13 protein-coding genes and 1 tRNA gene are annotated in these 20,507 nt (G+C 41.8%); 3 read left to right on the top strand and 11 right to left on the bottom strand.

The window, feature by feature from the left end; genetic code table 11:
• Nucleotides 1-6: 6 nt before the first annotated feature.
• The 3 genes from NQ560_RS00565 to NQ560_RS00555 are packed head-to-tail and all read right to left on the bottom strand — an operon-like array spanning nucleotide 7 to nucleotide 3,868.
• Nucleotides 7-1,038 (bottom strand): hypothetical protein, encoded by a 1,032-nt coding sequence (locus NQ560_RS00565; RefSeq protein ID WP_005331868.1) that lies wholly within the window; start codon nucleotides 1,036-1,038, stop codon nucleotides 7-9.
• 35 nt (nucleotides 1,039-1,073) lie between these two features.
• On the bottom strand, nucleotides 1,074-2,513 hold the full coding sequence (locus NQ560_RS00560) for a deoxyguanosinetriphosphate triphosphohydrolase (protein WP_005331867.1): 1,440 nt from the start codon (nucleotides 2,511-2,513) through the stop codon (nucleotides 1,074-1,076).
• Between the two features lie 35 nt (nucleotides 2,514-2,548).
• Nucleotides 2,549-3,868: a hypothetical protein gene (locus NQ560_RS00555; protein WP_005331866.1), complete on the bottom strand. Its 1,320-nt coding sequence runs from the start codon at nucleotides 3,866-3,868 to the stop codon at nucleotides 2,549-2,551.
• Between the two features lie 294 nt (nucleotides 3,869-4,162).
• Between NQ560_RS00555 and aroF the strand changes: the two genes are divergently transcribed.
• Complete coding sequence (gene aroF / locus NQ560_RS00550) at nucleotides 4,163-5,176, top strand: 3-deoxy-7-phosphoheptulonate synthase (protein WP_005331864.1); 1,014 nt, start codon at nucleotides 4,163-4,165, stop codon at nucleotides 5,174-5,176.
• A 67-nt stretch (nucleotides 5,177-5,243) separates the two neighbouring features.
• Complete coding sequence (aroB, locus tag NQ560_RS00545; protein ID WP_005331863.1) at nucleotides 5,244-6,305, top strand: 3-dehydroquinate synthase; 1,062 nt, start codon at nucleotides 5,244-5,246, stop codon at nucleotides 6,303-6,305.
• A gap of 771 nt (nucleotides 6,306-7,076) precedes the next feature.
• On the opposite strand, the gene NQ560_RS00540 is transcribed toward aroB, so the two are convergent.
• The 4 genes from NQ560_RS00540 to NQ560_RS00525 form a co-directional block, all read right to left on the bottom strand.
• A complete protein-coding gene (locus NQ560_RS00540; RefSeq protein WP_040015371.1) occupies nucleotides 7,077-7,802 on the bottom strand; it encodes an HAD family hydrolase in 726 nt (241 codons plus the stop codon).
• 113 nt (nucleotides 7,803-7,915) lie between these two features.
• Nucleotides 7,916-9,076, bottom strand: a complete 1,161-nt coding sequence (locus NQ560_RS00535; protein ID WP_005331859.1) for a phosphopentomutase — start codon at nucleotides 9,074-9,076, stop codon at nucleotides 7,916-7,918.
• Nucleotides 9,077-9,244: 168 nt separating this feature from the next.
• Nucleotides 9,245-10,807: a glycogen synthase gene (locus NQ560_RS00530; RefSeq protein ID WP_005331857.1), complete on the bottom strand. Its 1,563-nt coding sequence runs from the start codon at nucleotides 10,805-10,807 to the stop codon at nucleotides 9,245-9,247.
• A 332-nt stretch (nucleotides 10,808-11,139) separates the two neighbouring features.
• Nucleotides 11,140-11,212: transfer RNA gene (locus NQ560_RS00525), tRNA-Lys, on the bottom strand.
• Nucleotides 11,213-12,053: 841 nt separating this feature from the next.
• Here NQ560_RS00525 and NQ560_RS00515 point away from each other — a divergent pair.
• Nucleotides 12,054-12,539 carry a QueT transporter family protein gene (locus NQ560_RS00515; RefSeq protein ID WP_005331853.1) on the top strand — a complete coding sequence of 162 codons (486 nt, stop codon included), beginning with the start codon at nucleotides 12,054-12,056 and terminating at the stop codon, nucleotides 12,537-12,539.
• 116 nt (nucleotides 12,540-12,655) lie between these two features.
• On the opposite strand, the gene NQ560_RS00510 is transcribed toward NQ560_RS00515, so the two are convergent.
• The 4 genes from NQ560_RS00510 to NQ560_RS00495 all read right to left on the bottom strand — a co-directional run bounded on the left by NQ560_RS00510 (nucleotide 12,656) and on the right by NQ560_RS00495 (nucleotide 20,501).
• Complete coding sequence (locus tag NQ560_RS00510; RefSeq protein WP_005331851.1) at nucleotides 12,656-14,038, bottom strand: hypothetical protein; 1,383 nt, start codon at nucleotides 14,036-14,038, stop codon at nucleotides 12,656-12,658.
• Between the two features lie 103 nt (nucleotides 14,039-14,141).
• Nucleotides 14,142-16,574: a hypothetical protein gene (locus NQ560_RS00505; RefSeq protein ID WP_005331849.1), complete on the bottom strand. Its 2,433-nt coding sequence runs from the start codon at nucleotides 16,572-16,574 to the stop codon at nucleotides 14,142-14,144.
• Entirely contained in the window at nucleotides 16,575-17,726 is a 1,152-nt protein-coding gene (locus NQ560_RS00500) for a class I SAM-dependent methyltransferase (protein ID WP_005331848.1), read from the bottom strand.
• Nucleotides 17,727-17,858: 132 nt separating this feature from the next.
• Nucleotides 17,859-20,501, bottom strand: a complete 2,643-nt coding sequence (locus tag NQ560_RS00495; RefSeq protein ID WP_005331845.1) for a sensor histidine kinase — start codon at nucleotides 20,499-20,501, stop codon at nucleotides 17,859-17,861.
• Between the last annotated feature and the right edge of the window lie 6 nt (nucleotides 20,502-20,507).

The following is a 20,507-nucleotide window of genomic DNA, read 5'->3' as shown; positions in this document are numbered from 1 at the left end:
TCCTTACTATCTCGGCGGTCTTCGCACCTGCCGGCACCAGTAGCCGAATTGCTGATTTTCATTTCGTTCCTGTGGTTCAAGCGTCACATTCACATCTGCTTCTGCAATAAATTCCGGAAATCCAAATGTTGCCGCCGCTCTTGCTTCCCGTTCATGATAAATGCCAGGAACTCCCAGCTTTAATTGATTACCTTCGTCAATCAGAACAAGATGCCGGTAATTATAATATCCATGAAGCAGAAAATTATTATTGGCAAGTTTCCACTCGCATCGTGGCAGGATACTGATTTCTCCACGCTGGATTTTCATGATCTGCCGCCGGAAATTTTGCAAATCTGTGTCTCTATCGTCTTTTTTCAGATCTTTTTTCTCCGAGGATTCTTCTACTGTTTCCTGTTCTTTTTTCTCTGGGAACTCTTCTACTGTTTCCTGTTCCTTTTTCTCCGAGGATTCTTCTACTGTTTCCTGTTCTTTTTTCTCTGGCTGTTCTTCTTCCAGATTTTCTGTCTCTTCATCGTCCCCGAACTGCGTTTCTACCTCTGCCTCTTTTTCGTCTATACTCTTAATACTCTTAGATTCCCCGGCGGTTTTATCACTATCGAATTCTTGAAAGACCTTCGCCCTCGCAATATCAAGGTCTCCATACATTTCCTCATTCCAAAGCGCTACATAAAATGCTTCCTTGGGATCACCAAGACCAAGCCCACAAATGTCGTCTTTTTTCTCACACGTCTGACCGACACTCTGCTCTGTCTTTCCATAGCCAGCTCCTATCAGTTCTTCTGTATAGCAAAAACATCCCCCGCAGGAAATCATTCCAATCTGTATCTCTCCTGCCGGAACGAAAAGTATATTTCCCATCTCAGAATCCAATTTTATAAGATAACAGGAAATGTTTTCATTGCTTTTTCCACACAGCCCTTTCCCATGTACAGAAATCGTTGTTTCTTTCCCATCTTGTTCGACTTTTACAAACCCGACATTTCTTTTTTTCTGATTCCCTTCATATTCATACAGATATCGAATAAACCTCTTCAATCCTATCCGTCCTGACTTGTATCATTTACCACAGTCTATTCTGTTCCACTCAAAAACATTCCTCGCATTTCCTGATAAAGACGCATTGCATAGCTGTCCGTCATTCCACATATATAATCTGTCACAAGCAGAATCCTCAAATACAGTTTTTCCGCCTCCGTCTTGCCCTCTGCCTGACAATGATATGCCCGCTTATAGTTATCAGAAATAAATGACACAATCCTAAGATCCATGGAATTTAATTTCTGCGAAGGGTCATCATATTTGATGATTGCTGTCATAAACTTATTCAAAAGATCACTCAGCATGACAGATTCTGTCACTTCCATTCGATAAATAGGTTCCGATGTAAAGACTTCTCTGTATGCCAGGTCACCAAGAAGCTGCATCAGCCGCTCACAGTAAGTACCGTGAAACAGATCATACTTATATTCACCCTTCATAATTGCATCATAATTCGATGTAAACCCATAAGTTGCGCAGTTGATCACAAATCCCTGAACACGGATGATCCAGTTCTTTACTGCATACTCCTCTGGATTTGCCACATGCATCTCTTTCCCCCGAAAATATAACTCTTCCAGCTTATCCGCCGGGCGAAATATATTCGTTTCCTGATGATACATCATTTGCAGTTCCTTAAGTTCCTCCAGCAATGTATGATAACTTAAGTACCCTTTTACAAATGCATCCTCGATATCCGCAGTCTTATATGCTATGTCATCTGCCGCCTCTAATATAAACGTCAACGGATGCCGACAGCCATTCGTTCCAGTCTCCCTCTCGATCTCACGGAACATTTTCTCATCTGCCAGATAATATCCCATCTTGCGCGTCTTAATATCCCCGGAATCCAAGTCGATTCCTGTGGACGGCACCGGATATTTTACAATGGTGCTCAGAAGCGCATACGTCAGGTTCATACCTCGCTCATCCACCAGAAAATGCAGTTTCGTCACAAGCCGGAACGCCTGTGCATTTCCTTCAAAATGATACAGATCCTCTACCATCTGCCGGCTCATCACTTGTTCCATCGACTTTCCATGATATGTCATAAGTGGCAGCTTCCGTTCGAACCACTCCCGGATCACATCTTCTCCAAAATGCCCAAAGGGCGGATTCCCGATATCGTGAATCAGCCCTGCGCATTGCAAAATATTACATATATCTTCTTTCATCTGTGGTGTAAACTCAGAATCTTTTTTGTAAACTAAAATGTTTTCTCCGATGTTCTGTCCAAGAGATTTTGCAAAAGAAGAAACCTCCAGAGAATGAGTTAGTCTTGTCCGGATAAAATCACTTTTATCCAGTGGAAATACCTGTGTCTTATCTTGAAGTCTTCGAAATGAAGCACTGCCAATAATTCGATGGTAATCTTTTTCAAATTCACTCCGCAAGTCTGAACTTTTAGCATTTCTCCCTCTCGTCTGTCCACCACGACATCTCTTTGCCGACAGAAGTTCTTCCCATCTCATCTTCTTATTTCTCCTCACAAATGATCTACTATTACTTAATCCAGATAAATCGGAGGCTCGTAATCCTTGCCGAGAAGCGCTTTCTTGCGCTCCTGATATCCAAGGAATGCCCACTCTGTCATGTCGGTCCACTGATGATCACTTCTGTCATAGACCTGGACATAACCGATTCTCTTTGGATGCATTCTCACACTGTTGGATTCATATTCCATGCCCGTATATGGGTTGATATCACCCACATTTTCTTCTTCCGGAGCTTCCCAATCCTGTGCGGTATCAGCAAACTCTTCTTCCATATCCTGTTGATTTTCCTCAACATATTCTTCGTATGCCTGCTCCTCTTCCTGGTACGGTTCTGACTCCTGATACTCTTCAGCTTCCTGATATTCTTCCGGCTCCTGATGCTCTTCAGCTTCTTGATATTCTTTCGGCTCCTGATATTCTTCTGACTCCTGATATGGTTCTTCCGATACAGCCTCTTCTGTCTTGTCTTCCGGCTGCGCCTGATTCATCGCAGATTCTGCCTCCAACTGTTCTGTGGCAGCTTCCTGCTTGTCCTCATGAACCGCCTCTGCTTGCTTTTTCTTACGGCGCGGGAAATAAGCCCTCCAGCCACGTGGCTTCTCCTGCTCTTTTTCCTGTTCCTTTTCTCGCTCTCTTTCTCTTTCTCTTTCTTCTCTGTCTTCTCTTGCCTTCTTCTCTTCAGCCTCTATCGCAGCCATTTCTTCCAGAATATCCTTCACATCCTCCTGCTTGTCATACTCAGGAACTTCCGAAGACTGCGGCTCTTCTTCATATTCTGCCGGTTCTTCATATTCTGCCGGCTCCTCATATTCTGCCGGCTCCTCATATTCTGCCGGTTCTTCATATTCTGTCTGGTCTGCATATTCTGATGTTTCTTCCATCTGATCTAAATCTTTATGGATATCTACCAGTTCTCCAATTGTAATATCACGTTCTGCTCCAGATATGCCAAATTCCCTTGCTTTTACCGGCTGTTCTTCCTGTACCTGCTCTGGTTCATCATACTCCAGATTCAGTGTCAGCTGTTGTGGTTCTTCATCTATAATAATATTATTTTCAGCTCGCTTATCGATTTTGATATTTTCACGGGTTGTATATTCACTATCCGCATTCTCTTCCAGTATACTCAGATGAAATGGGCACTCTAATATAGATGCAATTAAACGCATGTCCTGTTCCTGAAAATTATCTCTGGCCAGTCTCTGCGTCAGATTCTGTCTGGACATTTTCTTTCCTGTTCGTTCTTCAATCATCTCCGCAAGCTGCTTGATCGTCATATCTTTACGGTTCAGAACGATTTTGACCTGTTCCCCAAATGTTAACTCTAACATCGCATTTCCTCCTTATTAAATTTCCCTTACTCTCCCTTGAAAATTTTCTGTCTTTGTAAACTTTTTTGTTGCTAGATAAACCCTTATTTTTCCTCTTTCATTTTAGCAAATGCCCTGTATCAAGTCAACTTAATTAAACTGGAACATAATGAGAGATATTTTCATAAAACCCATTGACAAATGCTATTCTAACGGGGTACTATATGTATTAGTTTCACACTTTAAACAACTAAAATTTTACAGTGTGAATATTATAGATGTTACATATATAAAGGTATAGAAGGAGTTACTATTATGATTATTGTATTAAAACCACTTTCCCCAAAGGAAGATATTGAACGTGTTGAAAATATGGTCAAAGCAAGAGGTCTGGACACTCACGTAATTGAAGGAGCAGAGATGACGATCATCGGCTGTATCGGTGACACATCACGTATCGACGCGAAACTCTTCGAAGTTGATCCTGCTGTCACAAAGGTTATGCATGTGCAGGAGCCTTACAAATTAGCAAGCCGCGCTTTCCACCCGGACAACTCCATCATCGATGTGTCCGGAGTCAAGGTTGGAGGAGATAATCTGGCGCTGATCGCCGGACCTTGTTCTGTAGAGTCTGTAGACCAGGTTCTTGAGATTGCAAAAGCTGCGAAAGCTTCCGGAGCCAACATGCTCCGCGGTGGTGCTTTCAAACCTCGTACAAGTCCATATTCATTCCAGGGACTCGGTCTTGAAGGTCTGAATATCCTCTGTGAAGCAAAAGCTGCAACAGGACTGCCAATCGTTACAGAATTGATGTCCGCCGAATATCTGGATGTATTCAACGAAAAAGTTGACCTGATACAGATTGGTGCAAGAAACATGCAGAACTTCGATCTGTTGAAACAGTTAGGACAGGTAGACCGCCCGATTCTTCTGAAACGTGGTCTAAACGCTACCTACGAAGAGTGGCTGATGTCTGCAGAATACATTATGGCATCCGGTAATGAAAATGTTATTTTATGTGAGCGCGGTGTCCGTACATTTGAATCCTATACAAGAAATACACTGGATCTCCAGAGTATCCCGGTTATCCAAAAACTTTCACATCTTCCGATCATCATTGATCCAAGCCATGCCGGTGGAAAATGGTGGCTGGTTGAACCAATGGCTAAGGCTGCTGTTGCTGCAGGAGCAAACGGTCTGATGATCGAGGTTCATAACAATCCTGAGATGGCACTGTGCGACGGTTCCCAGTCTCTGAAACCTGCGAAATATGATGCACTGCTGAAACAGGTTGCTGAGATTGCAAAAGTAGTCGGAAAAACATTTTAACTATTCAAGACCCGTTCGCGAGTCTTGACGTTTTCACAGGTGTAAAAGAAAGAAGAGGATTATCAGCATGGAATTATATGTAGACCTCGGAGCACACAGCTACTCCATTTATATTGAAAATAATATTTTGAAAGATACCGGAAGCCATATCGAAAGAGTTTACTCCGGAAAAAAAATCATGATCATCTCAGACGACAACGTATTTCCTCTGTACGGAGATACTATTGTAAAAACACTGGAAGATAAATATGAGGTTCATTCTCTTATTCTCCCACACGGTGAGCCAACCAAGAGTTTTCAAAGTCTTCCGAAAATCTATTCCGCACTTTTGGAAGCCCGTTTTTCACGAAGTGATCTGATCATTGCCCTCGGAGGCGGCGTCATCGGAGATCTGGCAGGATTTGCAGCCGCAAGCTTCCTTCGCGGGATCAAGTTTATCCAGATTCCGACCTCACTTCTGGCACAGGTCGATTCTTCCGTCGGTGGAAAAGTCGCCGTAGATCTGCCGGAAGGCAAGAACCTGGTCGGTGCTTTTTATCAGCCGGCTCTTGTGCTCATCGACCCACTTGTATTAAATACACTGCCAGAGCGTTACATCAACGACGGTATGGGCGAGGTCATCAAATACGGCTGCATCTGGGATGCTGATTTATTCAAAAATCTGGAGGCACACACCTCATTTGAAGATTTGAAGAAAGATCTGACCGAAGTTATCTATCGCTGTGTAGATATCAAGCGAATCGTTGTTGAGCACGATCAGTTCGACACCGGCGAGCGCATGCTCCTGAACTTTGGTCACACTCTGGCACACACAATCGAACAGCATTACCACTACACACGCGAAAGCCACGGTGAAGCAGTTGCCATCGGAATGTATCAGATTACAAAGATTGCAGAGGAAATGGGACTGACGAACCCCGGCGAAGCGGAACATATACGCAAAGTCCTGGATGTCTATGGACTTCCACACAAGTGTGACCTTATGCTCCACGACCTGATCGGAGCCATTGCCCTCGACAAGAAAAACCTGGGCGGAAAATTAAATGTCGTGCTGCTCAAGGAAATTGGTAAGAGTTATACCTACCCGACTACAACGGAATTTTTCACAGAGCACGATCGGATGGTGTAAACGAAAATATAAATTGTAATTTTGACCCTATATATAATAGTAACCCCTGAATAAAAAATGAGACAATTTTCTGTAGTTGCTGCGCCGCTTATCTCTGTGTGATTATACAAACTCGCCATAAAGACGGCTCAAACAGTGTATAATCACACAGGCTATGCTCGCAACTACAACGCAAATTGCTCAATTATTTTATTCAGGGGTTACTATTTCTATAGCCGGGAATTTACAATTTATATCTTCTTCCCGCCACTAAGCAGTTATCTGAACCGCAAGCAGACCTTCATGAAATTTTCCTATTCTTGAAACTTCCGCCGACTCCCACTACTCCTTCTTCTTATGAAATATAAAATAACCTAACCTTCACAACTTTCGCATACGCGAAGCGAAAAAGGCAAGAGCTCCCTCTCCTCCCGCATAAATTTAACGCTATATACAAAGCACCAAATAGCTGCTCTACAATAATTGAGTCATTTTCGTCATAGTTGCGAGCATAGCTTTGCTGATTATACACTGTTTGAGCCGCTTTTGGGCGAGTTTGTATAATCAGCAAAATATAAGTGGCGCAGCAACTATAGAAAATAACTCATATTGTAGAGCAGCTATTTGGTGCTGTATATATCCTTAAATTTAATTTTAGACAATAAAATAGGACTGCATGTTTGGGAGGTTGCAGCCCTGAGGAAAAAGTTATGAAAAAGAAAATTGTTTTGTTCTTTCGAACAATTAATAGTATAGACACAAAGTGTGATGAAACTATGTTTAAAATGAAAACTAATTGTGAACAAAATATGACTGAAACCATTCATATAATTCTTCCATAGTCCCTTTGTACTCTGTCTCAACTTCTTCTAATGGAATGTTCTTTTTATTTTCCAGTGTATCTGTTAATAAATATGTCTTTACGCCAAGGGAGCGGATCGTCAGGTCTTCCTGCACATCATTTCCTACCATGAGGCATTCTTTTGGATTAAGTCCAAACTCCTCCATAACTTCCTGAAAATATTTCGGATTCGGCTTGCAGTAATGATATGTTTCATAGGTCGTAATAACTTCAAAGTCTTCTGCATCGATTCCTGCCCAGCGGATACGGTTCATAGTTCCCACACGCGGGAAGATCGGATTGGTCGCAAGGTACACTTTCACACCATGTTCTTTCAACAGTTTAACAACCTGGTCTGCGCGCGGATTCGGTTTTGTAGATGCAATTGCCTCATTAAATTCATTTGCATAAAAATCCAACGTCTCCTGCTCTACCTCTGCTCTGGAAAGCCCAGATATTTTCTCAAAACATTCCCAGAAGGCATCCTCGTTGGTCATGCTTCCATCATTCAGTACCATTGCCTCCACACCTTTCCAGATCGTCCCGATCAGCGCTTTCGGCTCCATTCCATATTTTACAAATCGCTTTGCCAGAAGTGGCATATAATACTTTACAAATTCATTCTGATCCATAGGAAGTAATGTCCCATCCAAGTCAAATAATACATGTTTTATCATATTTCGTTTTCTATCATCCTTTCTATTTTCGCTTATTACAGTTACAGGGGCAAAATCGCCCGCCAGACGCTTCTGCCCCATTCATAACTTTAATTACTATTCATTTTCAGTCTTTATTTTAGCATTTCAAGAAATCCTGTACCATCACCATGATACTCGATTTCAAATATCTGTGCAAGGGTGGCCGCTATATCAGCGTAAGTATCTCTTGTTCCGATATTCACGCCCTGTTTCCAGCATTTACTGTAACCCAGAAGCGGTACAGACTCACGCGTATGATCAGTTCCTTTATATCCCGGATCACAGCCATGATCAGCTGTGATAAATAACACATCATCGCCGCGCATATTAGCAAGAAATATTTCAAGATCCTTGTCAAATTCATTTAATGCAGTTGTATATCCTAAAATATCTCTTCGATGGCCATATATCATATCAAAATCAACCAGATTAATGTAGCACAGTCCATTAAAATCTTTCTTTTGCAACTCAAATACTTTCTCCATGTTCTTTTTATTTCCATGGTTCGCAGTTGTCTCTGTGATTCCTTTTCCGGCAAATATATCATATATCTTGCCAACACCGATGACATCTTTTCCGGCATCTTTCAAATCATCCAGCACCGTCTGTTTTGGCGGCACAAGCGAAAAGTCATGTCTACGGTCTGTTCTTTCGAAGTTCGGATATTGTCCTACAAATGGTCTTGCAATGACTCTTGCTACTGCATGAGCGCCCATCAGAATCTTTCTTGCTATTTTGCAATATTCATACAGAGTTTCTACCGGCACAACATCTTCAAGAGCTGCAATCTGGAACACACTGTCAGCGGATGTATATACGATCAACGCACCTGTTTCCATGTGCTCACGCCCATAATCCTTGATAACTTCTGTTCCGGAATATGGTTTATTACACAGCACTTCCCGTCCTGTCTGCTTTCGGAATTCATCCAGCACATCCTTCGGGAATCCGTCTGGATATACCGGAAATGGTTTCGGAGATATCATACCTGCCATCTCCCAATGCCCGATGGTCGTATCTTTTCCCATAGATTTTTCATGAAGTCTTCCGTAACATCCAATTGGACTTAAAGACTTATCCCCATAATTCATCTCGTCGATGTTATAAATCCCCAATTTTTCCATATTCGGAATATGCAGTTTTCCGGAATCATAACAAGTCTTCCATGTATTGCTTCCCTTATCACCAAATGCTTCTGCATCCGGTGCATTTCCTATTCCTGCACTGTCCAGTACGATCCAAAATGCTCTCATAATAACCCCTGCCTTTCGTATTATGCGTTCGCTTTCTTATAGGCAACAAACTCTTCAGGACTCAAAAATGCATCCTTATATCCAAATTCTTTAAATCACTATCGTCTCTTGCTTTCCCATGTATAAATAAAAGTTTATCAAGAAGGACTTTTTATTGCATATATTTTTTTAGTTTCTCGGTGTCAGCTCTACATACAAATCTTTGTATTGTTTTGCACTCTTTTCCCAGGAAACATCTTTGTTCATATCCCGGATCACCATATCATCCCAATACTTCCTGCTCTCAAAATAGAGCGTCTTTGCCCTGTTAATGGCATCGTAAAGAAGTCCGCTTTCATACCGGTCAAATGTAAAACCATTCCCTGTATTGTCGTACATATTATAAGGGGAAACGGTATCTTTAAGTCCTCCTGTTTCTCTGACAATCGGAATCGCACCATATCTCATAGCTATCAGCTGTGTAAGCCCGCATGGTTCAAATCTTGACGGAACCAGGATCGCATCACAGCCCGAATAAATACCGTGGGCGACATTTTCATTGTAATCAATGTATGCGCAGAAACTGCCTTTATATTTATATTCATAATAACGGAATGTATTTTCATACCAGGCATCACCGGTACCAAGAACCACCACCTGTGTATTCCCATCCATAATCCCCGGAATTACAGCATTTACAAGATCAAGACCTTTTTGGTTGGTAAGACGTGAAATAAGTCCGATCAGCATCTTATGGTCATCCACTTCTAATCCCAAAGATTCCTGGAGTGCTTTCTTGTTTATCTTTTTATTTTCTACTGCTGACTCGGCATCATAATTAGCTGTTAACAGTTTATCTGTTGCAGGATTCCAGTTATCTGTATCAATTCCATTCACAATTCCTCTAATTTTATTATTATGATATCTCAAATGTTCCGCAAGACCTTCACCGTACTCTTCCGTCTGAATCTCGCCCGCATAAGTATTGCTAACTGTCGTAATTTTATTACAGTAAGCGATACCGCCCTTTAACATATTGGCATCCAGCCAGTTCTGAATCATGCAGTCTTTATTGAATACATAATCCGGAAGACCTGACCAGTATTGAATCATTTTTCTGTCATATATTCCCTGGAATCTCAGATTATGTATCGTAAGTACTGCATTTGCCCGTCCAACATTCGTATTCTGAAAACAGGTTCTTAAATAAAGCGGTACTAAAGCTGCCTGCCAGTCATGACAATGTACGATGTCAGGTGTCCAGTCCAGATAATTGAGTGCGGCAAGCGATGCCTTCGCAAAATAACAGAACTTCGGAATATCATCTATGAGGTTCGTATACGGATTACCCCAGGAAAAGAACTCGTCATTGTCGATAAAATCATAGACAACTCCATCTTTCTGATATTCCATGATTCCTACATAATACTGTTTCCCGTCAGAACAAAGATCCATATAAAAAGAACCTCTGTACTCCATCTTTTCCTGAAACTTCTGAGGAATACATTTATATCTTGGAAGAATTACCTTAACATCCAGATTTAACTTCGCCAGAGTCTTTGGAAGCGCAGACATAACATCTCCCAGTCCGCCAGTCTTAACAAATGGATAGCATTCCGAACCGATGAACGCAACACTTCTTCGCGGTCCTAAATCCAGCTGTACCATCTGTTCCTCCTGTTTCACAGGGGTTTTGTTTACAACTGCTATTTGCTTAACAAAATTCTTTTTTCTATTCTTTTTTCTACTCATATCTGGTCTCCAATCTGCAAAACATTTGCCCCATCACGGATAATATCATCCTATTATTTTATTTCAAGAATGCCTCAGCATTCTTGCTGCGAGGTGGGAGTCATCTCCCAGCTGATATAATAATTGTAGCGAATAATGCAACGATTATCAATGATAAATCATCGAATCCAGCATTCTGGCAAATCTTAACGGATTAAGAATCTGCGACAAAGACACTTCACCCTTGCTTTCCCTGGTGATTTCCGTTTTATCCCCCCTAAAGCCTCTATTTTCAGGCACAAAAAAATCACCGTCCCCAGAGCTCTAAGCCTCTAAAAACAGTGATTTAATAGTGCGCGATCAGGGGTTCGAACCCTGGACACCCTGATTAAGAGTCAGGTGCTCTACCAACTGAGCTAATCGCGCATCTCTTATTTTTCTGTCGCATCTCTTAACGACAAGTGTTATTATATAATAGCCTTTCTGAAAATGCAAGCACTTTTTTCTTTTTTTACAAATTTTTTTATTAGAAAATTTTTCATTTGGAACATCAGTAATTTTCTTGATGCTCTTGCGTCCCACTACCGGATATGCTATATTTAAGATACAAAGAGGGAAACCGCAAGCGGCTACCTTAGTTATAATATTAAGCTATTGTACAATAGCCGTCACTATTTGCGGTAGTGGCGGCTATCTTCGTTTGCCCTTGAAAATCTCATAGCAAAGACCTACAAGGGCAACAATGAATATACAAAACTGAATCATATCAGAATATGTGACCATCGCATCGCCCTCCTTTCTTTCGTTAGGAGGGTGTTTTATCCCTCCGTAAAAGAAGGGTAGCCGCCTGGCTTTGGTTTCCCTATCTGTATCATAACATAGCATTAACGAACAGACAACCAGATTGATTCTATTAGTATATTTTTATATTTCCAGATTTCGCATTATCAATAATTTTTTCTCTATTTCTAAGGTTTTTCCCCTATATCCTTGAAAATCCCTCTTTTCCCATTTTGGCCATTTTTTTGTACTTCCCTTGATTTTTCAGAACTTCCATGCTATACTATCACCCGATGTAAAACCCGAAAAACCAAGGTCTTACAAGGGTTTCGCCGATTTCCGGCGTAGGTCATATATCAACATATATGCCTCCGCGGCATTCGTCAGATGTCCATGCAAACATGCACGCCTGACTCATTGCTACGCGAAAATGAATCGTGTGTTCGTGACCTTCCACACGTAAAACAAAACTAAAGGAGATTTTAAAATGAAGAACAAAAACATCAGTTTCATGACACAGGCTGCTATGATTGCAGCTATCTATGTGGTGCTCACTTATGTATTCGCACCATTTTCATTCGGAGAGGTACAGGTTCGTATTTCAGAAGCCCTGACCATTCTTCCGGTATTCACACCAGCAGCAATTCCAGGATTATTTATCGGCTGCCTGATAGGTAATATCCTCGGAGGCGCAATACTCCCTGACATTATCTTTGGAAGTATCGCAACATTAATTGGAGCATTCTTTACATGGAAGCTTCGCGAGAAGAGTCCTTACCTTGCCCCGGTTCCACCGATTATTGCAAATATCCTGATCGTTCCGTTCGTTCTGCGTTACGGATACGGAGTTGCACTTCCAATTCCATTTATGATGTGCACAGTTGGTATCGGAGAGATTATTTCCTGTGCAGTACTCGGAATGGTTCTTTACTTTGCACTTAAAAAATACGCAAAGACATTATTTGCACAGTAAAATATCAATCACTGACAATTTTATCGAAACATATATTTCAAAGATAATTTTTTATCAGAGTCCGGAACTTATCTAAAGTAATGTTCCGAACTCCTCCAAGAAGAGAGCGTAACGGTTTAATCCTGCTCTCTTCTTTTTATTTTCTGCGCCAGAGCCGCTATCATTCCGGCAACACCTGCAACTGCCAGCATTCCTCCTGCATTTGCTTTGTCTCCGGTCTTAACCGACATAGCTTTCTGAGAGATTTTGCTGTTATCGTACTTATCTGCGGCATCTTTCTGCTCGAATACCTGTCGTATTTTTTCTGTCTCTTTTCTCAATTCTTCATCAGCTTTTGCCTGGGCAGCTGCTTCCTGCGCTTTCTGTTCCGCCAGATACTTATCATAGGTTGTCTGGGCAACTGCCAGTTCTGCAAGTGTTCTCACATTTTCCAGTTTTGCCTGTCCATATGCTTCTTCACTTTCCGCCGCTTTCTGCTTTGCCGCGTCATAAGCTTTCTGCAACAGGGCTTCTCTGCTTTGGGCATCTTTTACTTTCGAAATCTCATCATTTAAATACGTGAAATCCGGATCTGTAATCTGATTTAGAAATGCAGCATCATAAGACAATGCCTTTGCCCTTTCTTCCTTTGACTGGGCTTCTGCCTGAGTGTCTTTCGCATCTGCCAGAGCTGCTTCCAGTGTATTCACTATATTTTGGGCATTTTTATACTCCGTTTTTGCCGTCACCTCTTCCTGCTGTTTCTGATTATAATCTGCCTGTGCATGAAGAAGCTGCATAATCATTGCCTTTATTTCGTCATATGCTGCCTGCTTTTTATCCACTTCTATCTGCGCTGCTGCAGCATCTTCTGTCTGTGCTGCCAGCTCTCTCTGTAGCACAGACAATTCTGCCTCCTGTTCTTCCAGTGCCTGTTCTGCTTTGTTTTTCTGTTCCACGGCATCAGATATGGACACATTTTTCTCCTCTAATTCTTTTTCTGCAATATCCAGTGCATTCTGCTTTTCATCAACATCCGCACGTTTCTTTACAATACTGCTGTTGGTTTCAGCTTCCAATTGTTTCAGTGCATTTTCTGCTTTTTCCAGTGCATTCTCTTTTGCCTTGACATTTTCGTCTGCCGCATCTGATTCCACCTGTGCCTGATTTAAAAGTGTCTGTTTCTGATTCACTTCATTCTCTGCTGCAATTTTCTCTGCCCTCGCCTGTGCAAGTGCCACTTCTGCCTGCGTCTGGTGTGTGGCTGCAGATTCCGCCGTGGCACTTGTATTTCCGCCAAGTGCTTTTACCTTTGCAAATGCATAATCGTAATTTTTTTGTTTTTCTTCCTGGGAAGCCTGTACAAGATTCAGCTCGTTCTGTGCCTGGTCTACTGCCTGTTGCTGCGTTTTCACCGCCTGACGCGCTTCTTGGGCTTCTTTCTCAGCCTTTTCCACCGCTGTGTGCGCTGCGGCATTTGCCTCTGCACTCTGGCTATATTTGAACTTTTTATCTGTCATTCTGATTATTGCACGAGAGCAAAATGAATCTGTAATCGAGAAGAGCCAGAACCGACAATTGCCGGTTCTGGCTCTTCGTAATGCCAAAACAAATATTTCACTTCTATTTTGCTGCCAGATATACACTGACATTTGCAAAGTCACTTTGTGCATGATTGCTGCGTGCACCGCTTCCAATATCTTCACAGCTGACTATTCCGTCACTATAACCAACAATCATCAGCGTTGTTTGCGCATCTAAGACGGCAATTAACGGTCGTCCCTGATTAACATTGTAAAGCAGTTCGTCTATCGTACAGCCACTTAAATCCATCACGCTTCCATAAACTTCTGTAATTGCATCAACCACAGATTTTCCACCTGCGAGTGCCTGTCTGAGCTGTTCTGTATCTGCATCTTCCGTGTCAATCGAATATTTCAGATCGCGGTTTCCACGCTCCCAGATGTAATTCTGATCAGCATCAACCACGACTCCGCCACAGTCATTGGCTTTCTGAATCGCTTTTCCTGCAGTATTATAAGTTCCCTGAAGCCTTCCATGACCATACACATAAAATGCGTCTGTTTCTTTTTTGCGGTCCAGACTGACCTGTGGAACATTTTCAAGTACCACCTGTTTCGGTTTTAATAGCTTCGGCTCCTTGTCAGAAATGCCATCATCATACGTCAGGCGAACCTGTGTCTCTTTCAGATCTGTTTTATATGTCTGCACATAAATATTGCTTTCTTTCGCCTCTTCGCTGCTTGTAATATAATCCTGTGCTGTTCCGGTGTAAGTATCGCCGTCTTTTACCGCACGGTCAAGGGTGATCATATTATCCTCAAATGTAGCACTTAACATATAGATTCCTGACTGTTCATAAGTTTTGATCACCTTATCTTTACTACTTGTAATCTCCACTTTATACATCGGAATGACCTGGGCTCCTGACAGTGTTGTTCCGACTTCTTCCGTTTTTGCAACACCGTAGACAAAATCACCATCCATGAAGCCAAGTGGTTTGATACACTCGCCATCTTTGCAAGTCACTTCATATTCTTGATCAGTCTCCAGATTCATAACTGTCACAGACTTGGACTTCGAAGGATCTTCTTTCTCATAAGCTACCAGATGTCCATCTTCGCTTGCAACATACTGATCTTCATTCAGTCCTGTCGCAAGCTCCTTTTTCGTACCTTTATTCATATCCATTTTGTAGAGTACGTCATCTGCAATCGTATACAGACAGCCATTTTCTACATTATAGTAGACCAGTCCGCCCACTTCTTCCTGGGCACGGTCATAAGCCTTGTCACTGGATACGAATAATTTTTCCTCAACAGAATTCTGTTCAATATTATAATAGTAGACTGCTGATCCAGTCTCACCTTCATGGCTGCCCCGGTTCATGTATCCGCATACGGCAAATGTTGTATTTCCCTTTTCGTCTACATTTAAAATCTTAATATCATGCTGCATCAGCATATTCCGAATATCCGTATTCTCCGCATCTGCAAAGCTGAACACAAGAGAAACTTCATCCCGGTCACGATTATAATTCCATAGTTCTCCCGCCTGCACAAATGACACAACGGTTCCGTTTTTATTTACCATGTAGACCGGATTCTTGTCTGTGATGCCAAGAAGTACACCTTTTTCATTCAACACCTTCTTCGTCGCATCAAATATCTGGTCCATCGTCCGGTCATAATCTAACAGATATGTCTTCTGGCTTCCGGAAATGTAACGCACGCGGAAATATTCCCGCACCTGGTATTCGTCTTGCTCATTTTCCTCACCAGTACAGTTCACACGATATTCCAGCTCCACTGCCATATATGTGCTGTTCAACTCTTTAATCGTCCAACGCTCACTTCCATCAACCTTCGGGGCCAGATCTCCCCATGTTACATGCGTGTAATCTGAGTGGATCGTCACATGCTGTAATGTCGTGTTGTCTCCTTCATCACTGGGCTCAATCGCCGTTCCAATTCCAACACCTTCCGCTTTCGCCAGTGCATTTTCATGGAAACTTTGTACATAATCCAGGCTTGGCGCCGCATTTAACTTGGCTCCGTCCACGATTCTCGTATAATAATACATGTCGTGATTGTCCATATGCAGCGTGATCTGAAGCATACGCTCCTCAGACAAAATATTTTCACCATCGACATTTCCTACTTCCAGCGTTGCATTCTCTCCTGGATTCTTCACCTTTTGTTCCAACAGCTTTTCTTTGCCATCGATCGAATAAACCGTATAGTCCAGGCTGTCGATCACATTTTCATAAGCTTTAATGGTGACCTGAAGCTGGCCATTGCTGACCGGTGTGATGGAATCACGTACGCCTGTCAAATCCATCTCATTCTTATATCCGGGCAGGTCATTGAGCGAATAACCGTTATAAGAAAACGCAATCTGGGGACGTGTTGCTGCCCCCATATCTGTCGTCATGTTACTGTTCTTTTTATTTGTCACATAGCCAAATATGACCACCGCAGCAAGAAATACCAGAACCAGTACCCCTGCGTGGATCACGCGATTTTTCCATTTCATTTAAAGCTCCCCTTTTTCGTCTAGCAGTCTCCCCAGTGTCGGTGTCACGCGAAGAAATGTCTCGCATGCGCGGATGCTCTCTTCATTGTCTGCCCGACGACCTGTTTTCACCGCACGAAGCAGAATATTTTTCGGTGTATGTTCCATGTCAATAAATTCCAGAACCTGCACGTCGTATCCCTCCCTCTTTAGATACTCCGCACGTAATCCATCTGTCACAAGCGCCGCCATACGTTCTTTCAAAAGTCCATAATTCATGATCGGCGAAAGCACATCGTTCTTCATCTGCCGGTTCAGTTCATGCTGGCAGCAAGGCACCGATAAAATAACCTTCGCATTCCAGCCAATTGCTTTTGCCAGCGCAAAATCCGTTGCTGTATCACAGGCATGAAGTGTCACAACCATATCTACTTCCTCCGCGCCCGTATAGTCTGCAATATTTCCCTCCAGAAACGTCAGCTTACCATACTGATACTTCTTCGCCAACTCGTTACATTTCCGGATTACATCCGTCTTCAGATCCAGACCGATGATCCGGATGTCATAAGATTTCAGCTCATGAAGATAATAATACATAGCAAATGTAAGATAAGACTTTCCACAGCCAAAATCCAGAATTGTAAGCTCTCTTCCAGAATCAAGCTGTGGTAAAATATCCTCGATAAATTCCAGGAACCGGTTGATCTGCCGGAACTTGTCGAACCTTGCATGCACAATCTTTCCTTCCTCCGTCATAACACCAAGATCCTGTAAAAACGGAACCGGTACACCTTCCTGCAGGATATATTGTTTCTTCCGGTTATGATTCAGATCCAGCGGGCGCATCTTTGCTTTCTTCTGCTTCTTCTTAATTGTAACCTTTCCCTTCTTGCTGATAAGCACAGAAAATTCCGCATCCACCGTTACAAGCTGCATCTGCTTCATATTCTCCATAGCCTCCAGCATCTTTTCGCACGCCTCATCCGCACTTAAATTCTCATGAAATGCCTGATTCCCACGAAACGTCTCCATCTGATAGACTCTTGTATCTTTCATGAGCACCGGGCGCACCTTAACCTTTGCCGAGAGCTTCTCATCTCTCGGATTACTCAAAACCGCCGATATAAAATTGTCATTTAAATTTTGTTCTAATATATTTTTTAATTCATTCATAGTAGTAATATTGTACTAGCGGTACGGGAAAAAGTCAATTTGGGACAGGGCAAAAGTTGATTGGGGACAAGGCAAATTAAAGTTAGGGACGTAGTACTTTGGCGAAATTCTACGTCCCTAACTAAAAATTTATCAATCTATTTTATCAAATATAATCACGACTTTGAATAGATCACCGTCCAGATACAAATCAAATGTTCCACCCATCATTGTGGTCAATGTCTTCGCAATAGACAATCCAAGTCCGCTTCCTTCGGTACTTCGTGACAGGTCGCCGCGGATAAATCGTTCAGTCAGTTCTTCTGCCGAGGAAATGTTAAGTGGCTGCTCAGATATGTTTTTCAGACTGAAGATTACTTTTCCGTCCAGTGTCTGCAGATCTGCATAGATGCGTGTTCCTTCCATAGCATATTTTGCAGCATTATTATAAATATTTGCAAGCACGCGCCACATTCTTCTTCCGTCTACCCGAACAATCGCATCTTCTTCCGGGAGGTTCATAATTTGTGTCAGATTTCTGGCCTGGAATTTTTCTTCAAATTCTCCGCTCGTCTGCTGGATGAGTTCTATCATATTAATATTCATAAACTCGAGAGAAATATTACCTGAGCTGACTTTCGATGCTTCTACAACATCTTCTGTCAAAGTCTTCAATCTCTGAGATTTTTCTTCCAGAACTTCAATATATCTTTGAATCTTCGGATCATCAAATTTTTCTTGTTTCAAGAGATTTACATAATTAATAATGGATGTCAGCGGTGTCTTGATATCGTGAGATACATTTGTAATCAGATCTGTCTTTAACCGCTCACTTTTCATATTCTTCTCGACTGCCGCATCAAGTCCGCTTCCGATAGAATTGACTTGTTCTGCAATCTTGCGTTGTTCTCCATGTATATCTTCGAGATCAATCTTGTAATCCAGCTCACCTTCACTGATTTTCTCAATACCTTCTTTAATTTTCTGTCGTCCGACTGCCCAGTTGACAAGGATTACAAATCCTGCTGTCTGCACAATGAAAATCACGAATGACCAAAATGCACTTGGCCAGCCTGATGCCAGATATGCCACCCAATGTACTGCTGCATACGCAAGATATAAAACAATTATTTTTGCTATGTGTCTGGCATTTCGAATCAATAATTTCACAAACTCTACGACACTGTACAGAAAACTGTTCTTCCATGCAATTCCTGCTTTTATTCTTCTGGCCAGACTCAAAATACCAACGAGAAACATATTACATGTATAGACTGCAAGTCCTCCGAATCCAATCACTCCAAAAAATGTTTCGTAAGAAAGAATACCATTTCCTACTGCAAATGTTTTCTGGGAGATAATTCCTGCAGCTCCCATGAAAAGCACGGTCAATAGTGACGGTACGAACCATGCAAATATAACTGTTGCAGCTCCGATTTCTGTCTTACATCTGTCAAATTTATATAAATGCAGTTCTCCATCTCTTTCCGTTCGACCTGCGATTACAACAAGCCATACTACACTGGCAAAAAATATTAAAAACGCCAAAATCATTCCTGCACTGACTCCTCGGACAAACGGACTATACTTTTCATAAAAATGTGCATTTTTATAATAACTATCTTTCACAGGATACTTCGTATCCACACCTGTCATAAACACAAACTCTCCTTTATCTGCATTACTCAGATAAACGGTCTGTGACTGCCATAGTTCTGCATCTGCTTCCTGAATATTCGTCTCAAACTCTGACAGTTTTGATTTTACTATGACATATTTCCCCATCTTACGAACACTTTTAGCAACATCATTAATATTATTTTCCTGCCCCAGCTCCTCCCGATTTGTGACGACTTTTCCACTCTTTAAATCTAAATAATAATAGAAAAAATTACTATCTCCTTCTTTATACTGCTCTGTCAGGCTCTCATAATTTGCATAGCGCTCTCCAATCTGATAAATACAGCTTTCCAGCATATTATAAGCTTCATTGAGCCTGCCATTCCAGTTGGAATTCTCGTTAACTATCTGCAAGAGATTTTCTGCTTCCAGTGGAGCTGCCTCCTCACGGAATAACACTCCATCATATTTCCAGCAATCTACATAGAGCATAGTTCCCTCTGCATCTTCGATTCCCCGAAAATTCTTTTCCTCTTCCGTCATTTCATTTCTATCTGATATATCCACATTTTCCAGCTCATCTAAGATCTGCTCCGATGTCTCCGCACCTATTCCATCTGTCATTACAAATTTTAATTCACCATTTAACACCTTTTCATTAAAATCATCCTGGCTATAGTAATGATAACTTCCATCTGATAATTTACAAACGATTGGAGCCTTCAGATCTTCTGCGTCGTCGCCTTCTAATTCTGCTGAATCCGTGTTTGTATCTCCGACATAACTGGTACTCTCACTGTAGATCAATTCCTGATACCAATTCAACAAATCTCCCAATCGATATGAAAGACCGCTTTCATTCTGACCACTGATCGTCTCACTATTGTTATATACCTGAATATCGACCAGCTTATCCTCGTCAATCTTTCCATCTGTCTCAAACATCTGCTCACTGTCAATGCCGGACATCACTTGATACGCACTGTTCATAAGCTCTGTATCAAAGTCATAGGAATCTTCATAGCTCTGCGTAAGTTTTCCTGTTATAAGGTCATCGAAAAGTTCTGCGTAAGACATGATGCTCATAACGCCGAGCATCATCGAAATAACCATAACATTTGCAATTATGATCAACAAAATTCTGGTCTTTTTTTTCTTATGCCATATCTTTTCCATAACGTC

The organism is Dorea formicigenerans, from assembly GCF_025150245.1.
Taxonomy (GTDB): domain Bacteria; phylum Bacillota; class Clostridia; order Lachnospirales; family Lachnospiraceae; genus Dorea; species Dorea formicigenerans.
Note: the sequence above shows the minus strand (reverse complement) of the source record. Positions and strands in the feature narration are given on the sequence as shown.

Coding starts and splice junctions, on each gene's coding strand:
- NQ560_RS00560 (WP_005331867.1), bottom strand. CDS start 2,513: ATGAGATGGGAAGAACTTCTGTCGGCAAAGAGATGTCGTGGTGGACAG.
- NQ560_RS00555 (WP_005331866.1), bottom strand. CDS start 3,868: ATGTTAGAGTTAACATTTGGGGAACAGGTCAAAATCGTTCTGAACCGT.
- aroF (WP_005331864.1), top strand. CDS start 4,163: ATGATTATTGTATTAAAACCACTTTCCCCAAAGGAAGATATTGAACGT.
- aroB (WP_005331863.1), top strand. CDS start 5,244: ATGGAATTATATGTAGACCTCGGAGCACACAGCTACTCCATTTATATT.
- NQ560_RS00540 (WP_040015371.1), bottom strand. CDS start 7,802: ATGATAAAACATGTATTATTTGACTTGGATGGGACATTACTTCCTATG.
- NQ560_RS00535 (WP_005331859.1), bottom strand. CDS start 9,076: ATGAGAGCATTTTGGATCGTACTGGACAGTGCAGGAATAGGAAATGCA.
- NQ560_RS00530 (WP_005331857.1), bottom strand. CDS start 10,807: ATGAGTAGAAAAAAGAATAGAAAAAAGAATTTTGTTAAGCAAATAGCA.
- NQ560_RS00515 (WP_005331853.1), top strand. CDS start 12,054: ATGAAGAACAAAAACATCAGTTTCATGACACAGGCTGCTATGATTGCA.
- NQ560_RS00510 (WP_005331851.1), bottom strand. CDS start 14,038: ATGACAGATAAAAAGTTCAAATATAGCCAGAGTGCAGAGGCAAATGCC.
- NQ560_RS00505 (WP_005331849.1), bottom strand. CDS start 16,574: ATGAAATGGAAAAATCGCGTGATCCACGCAGGGGTACTGGTTCTGGTA.
- NQ560_RS00500 (WP_005331848.1), bottom strand. CDS start 17,726: ATGAATGAATTAAAAAATATATTAGAACAAAATTTAAATGACAATTTT.
- NQ560_RS00495 (WP_005331845.1), bottom strand. CDS start 20,501: ATGGAAAAGATATGGCATAAGAAAAAAAAGACCAGAATTTTGTTGATC.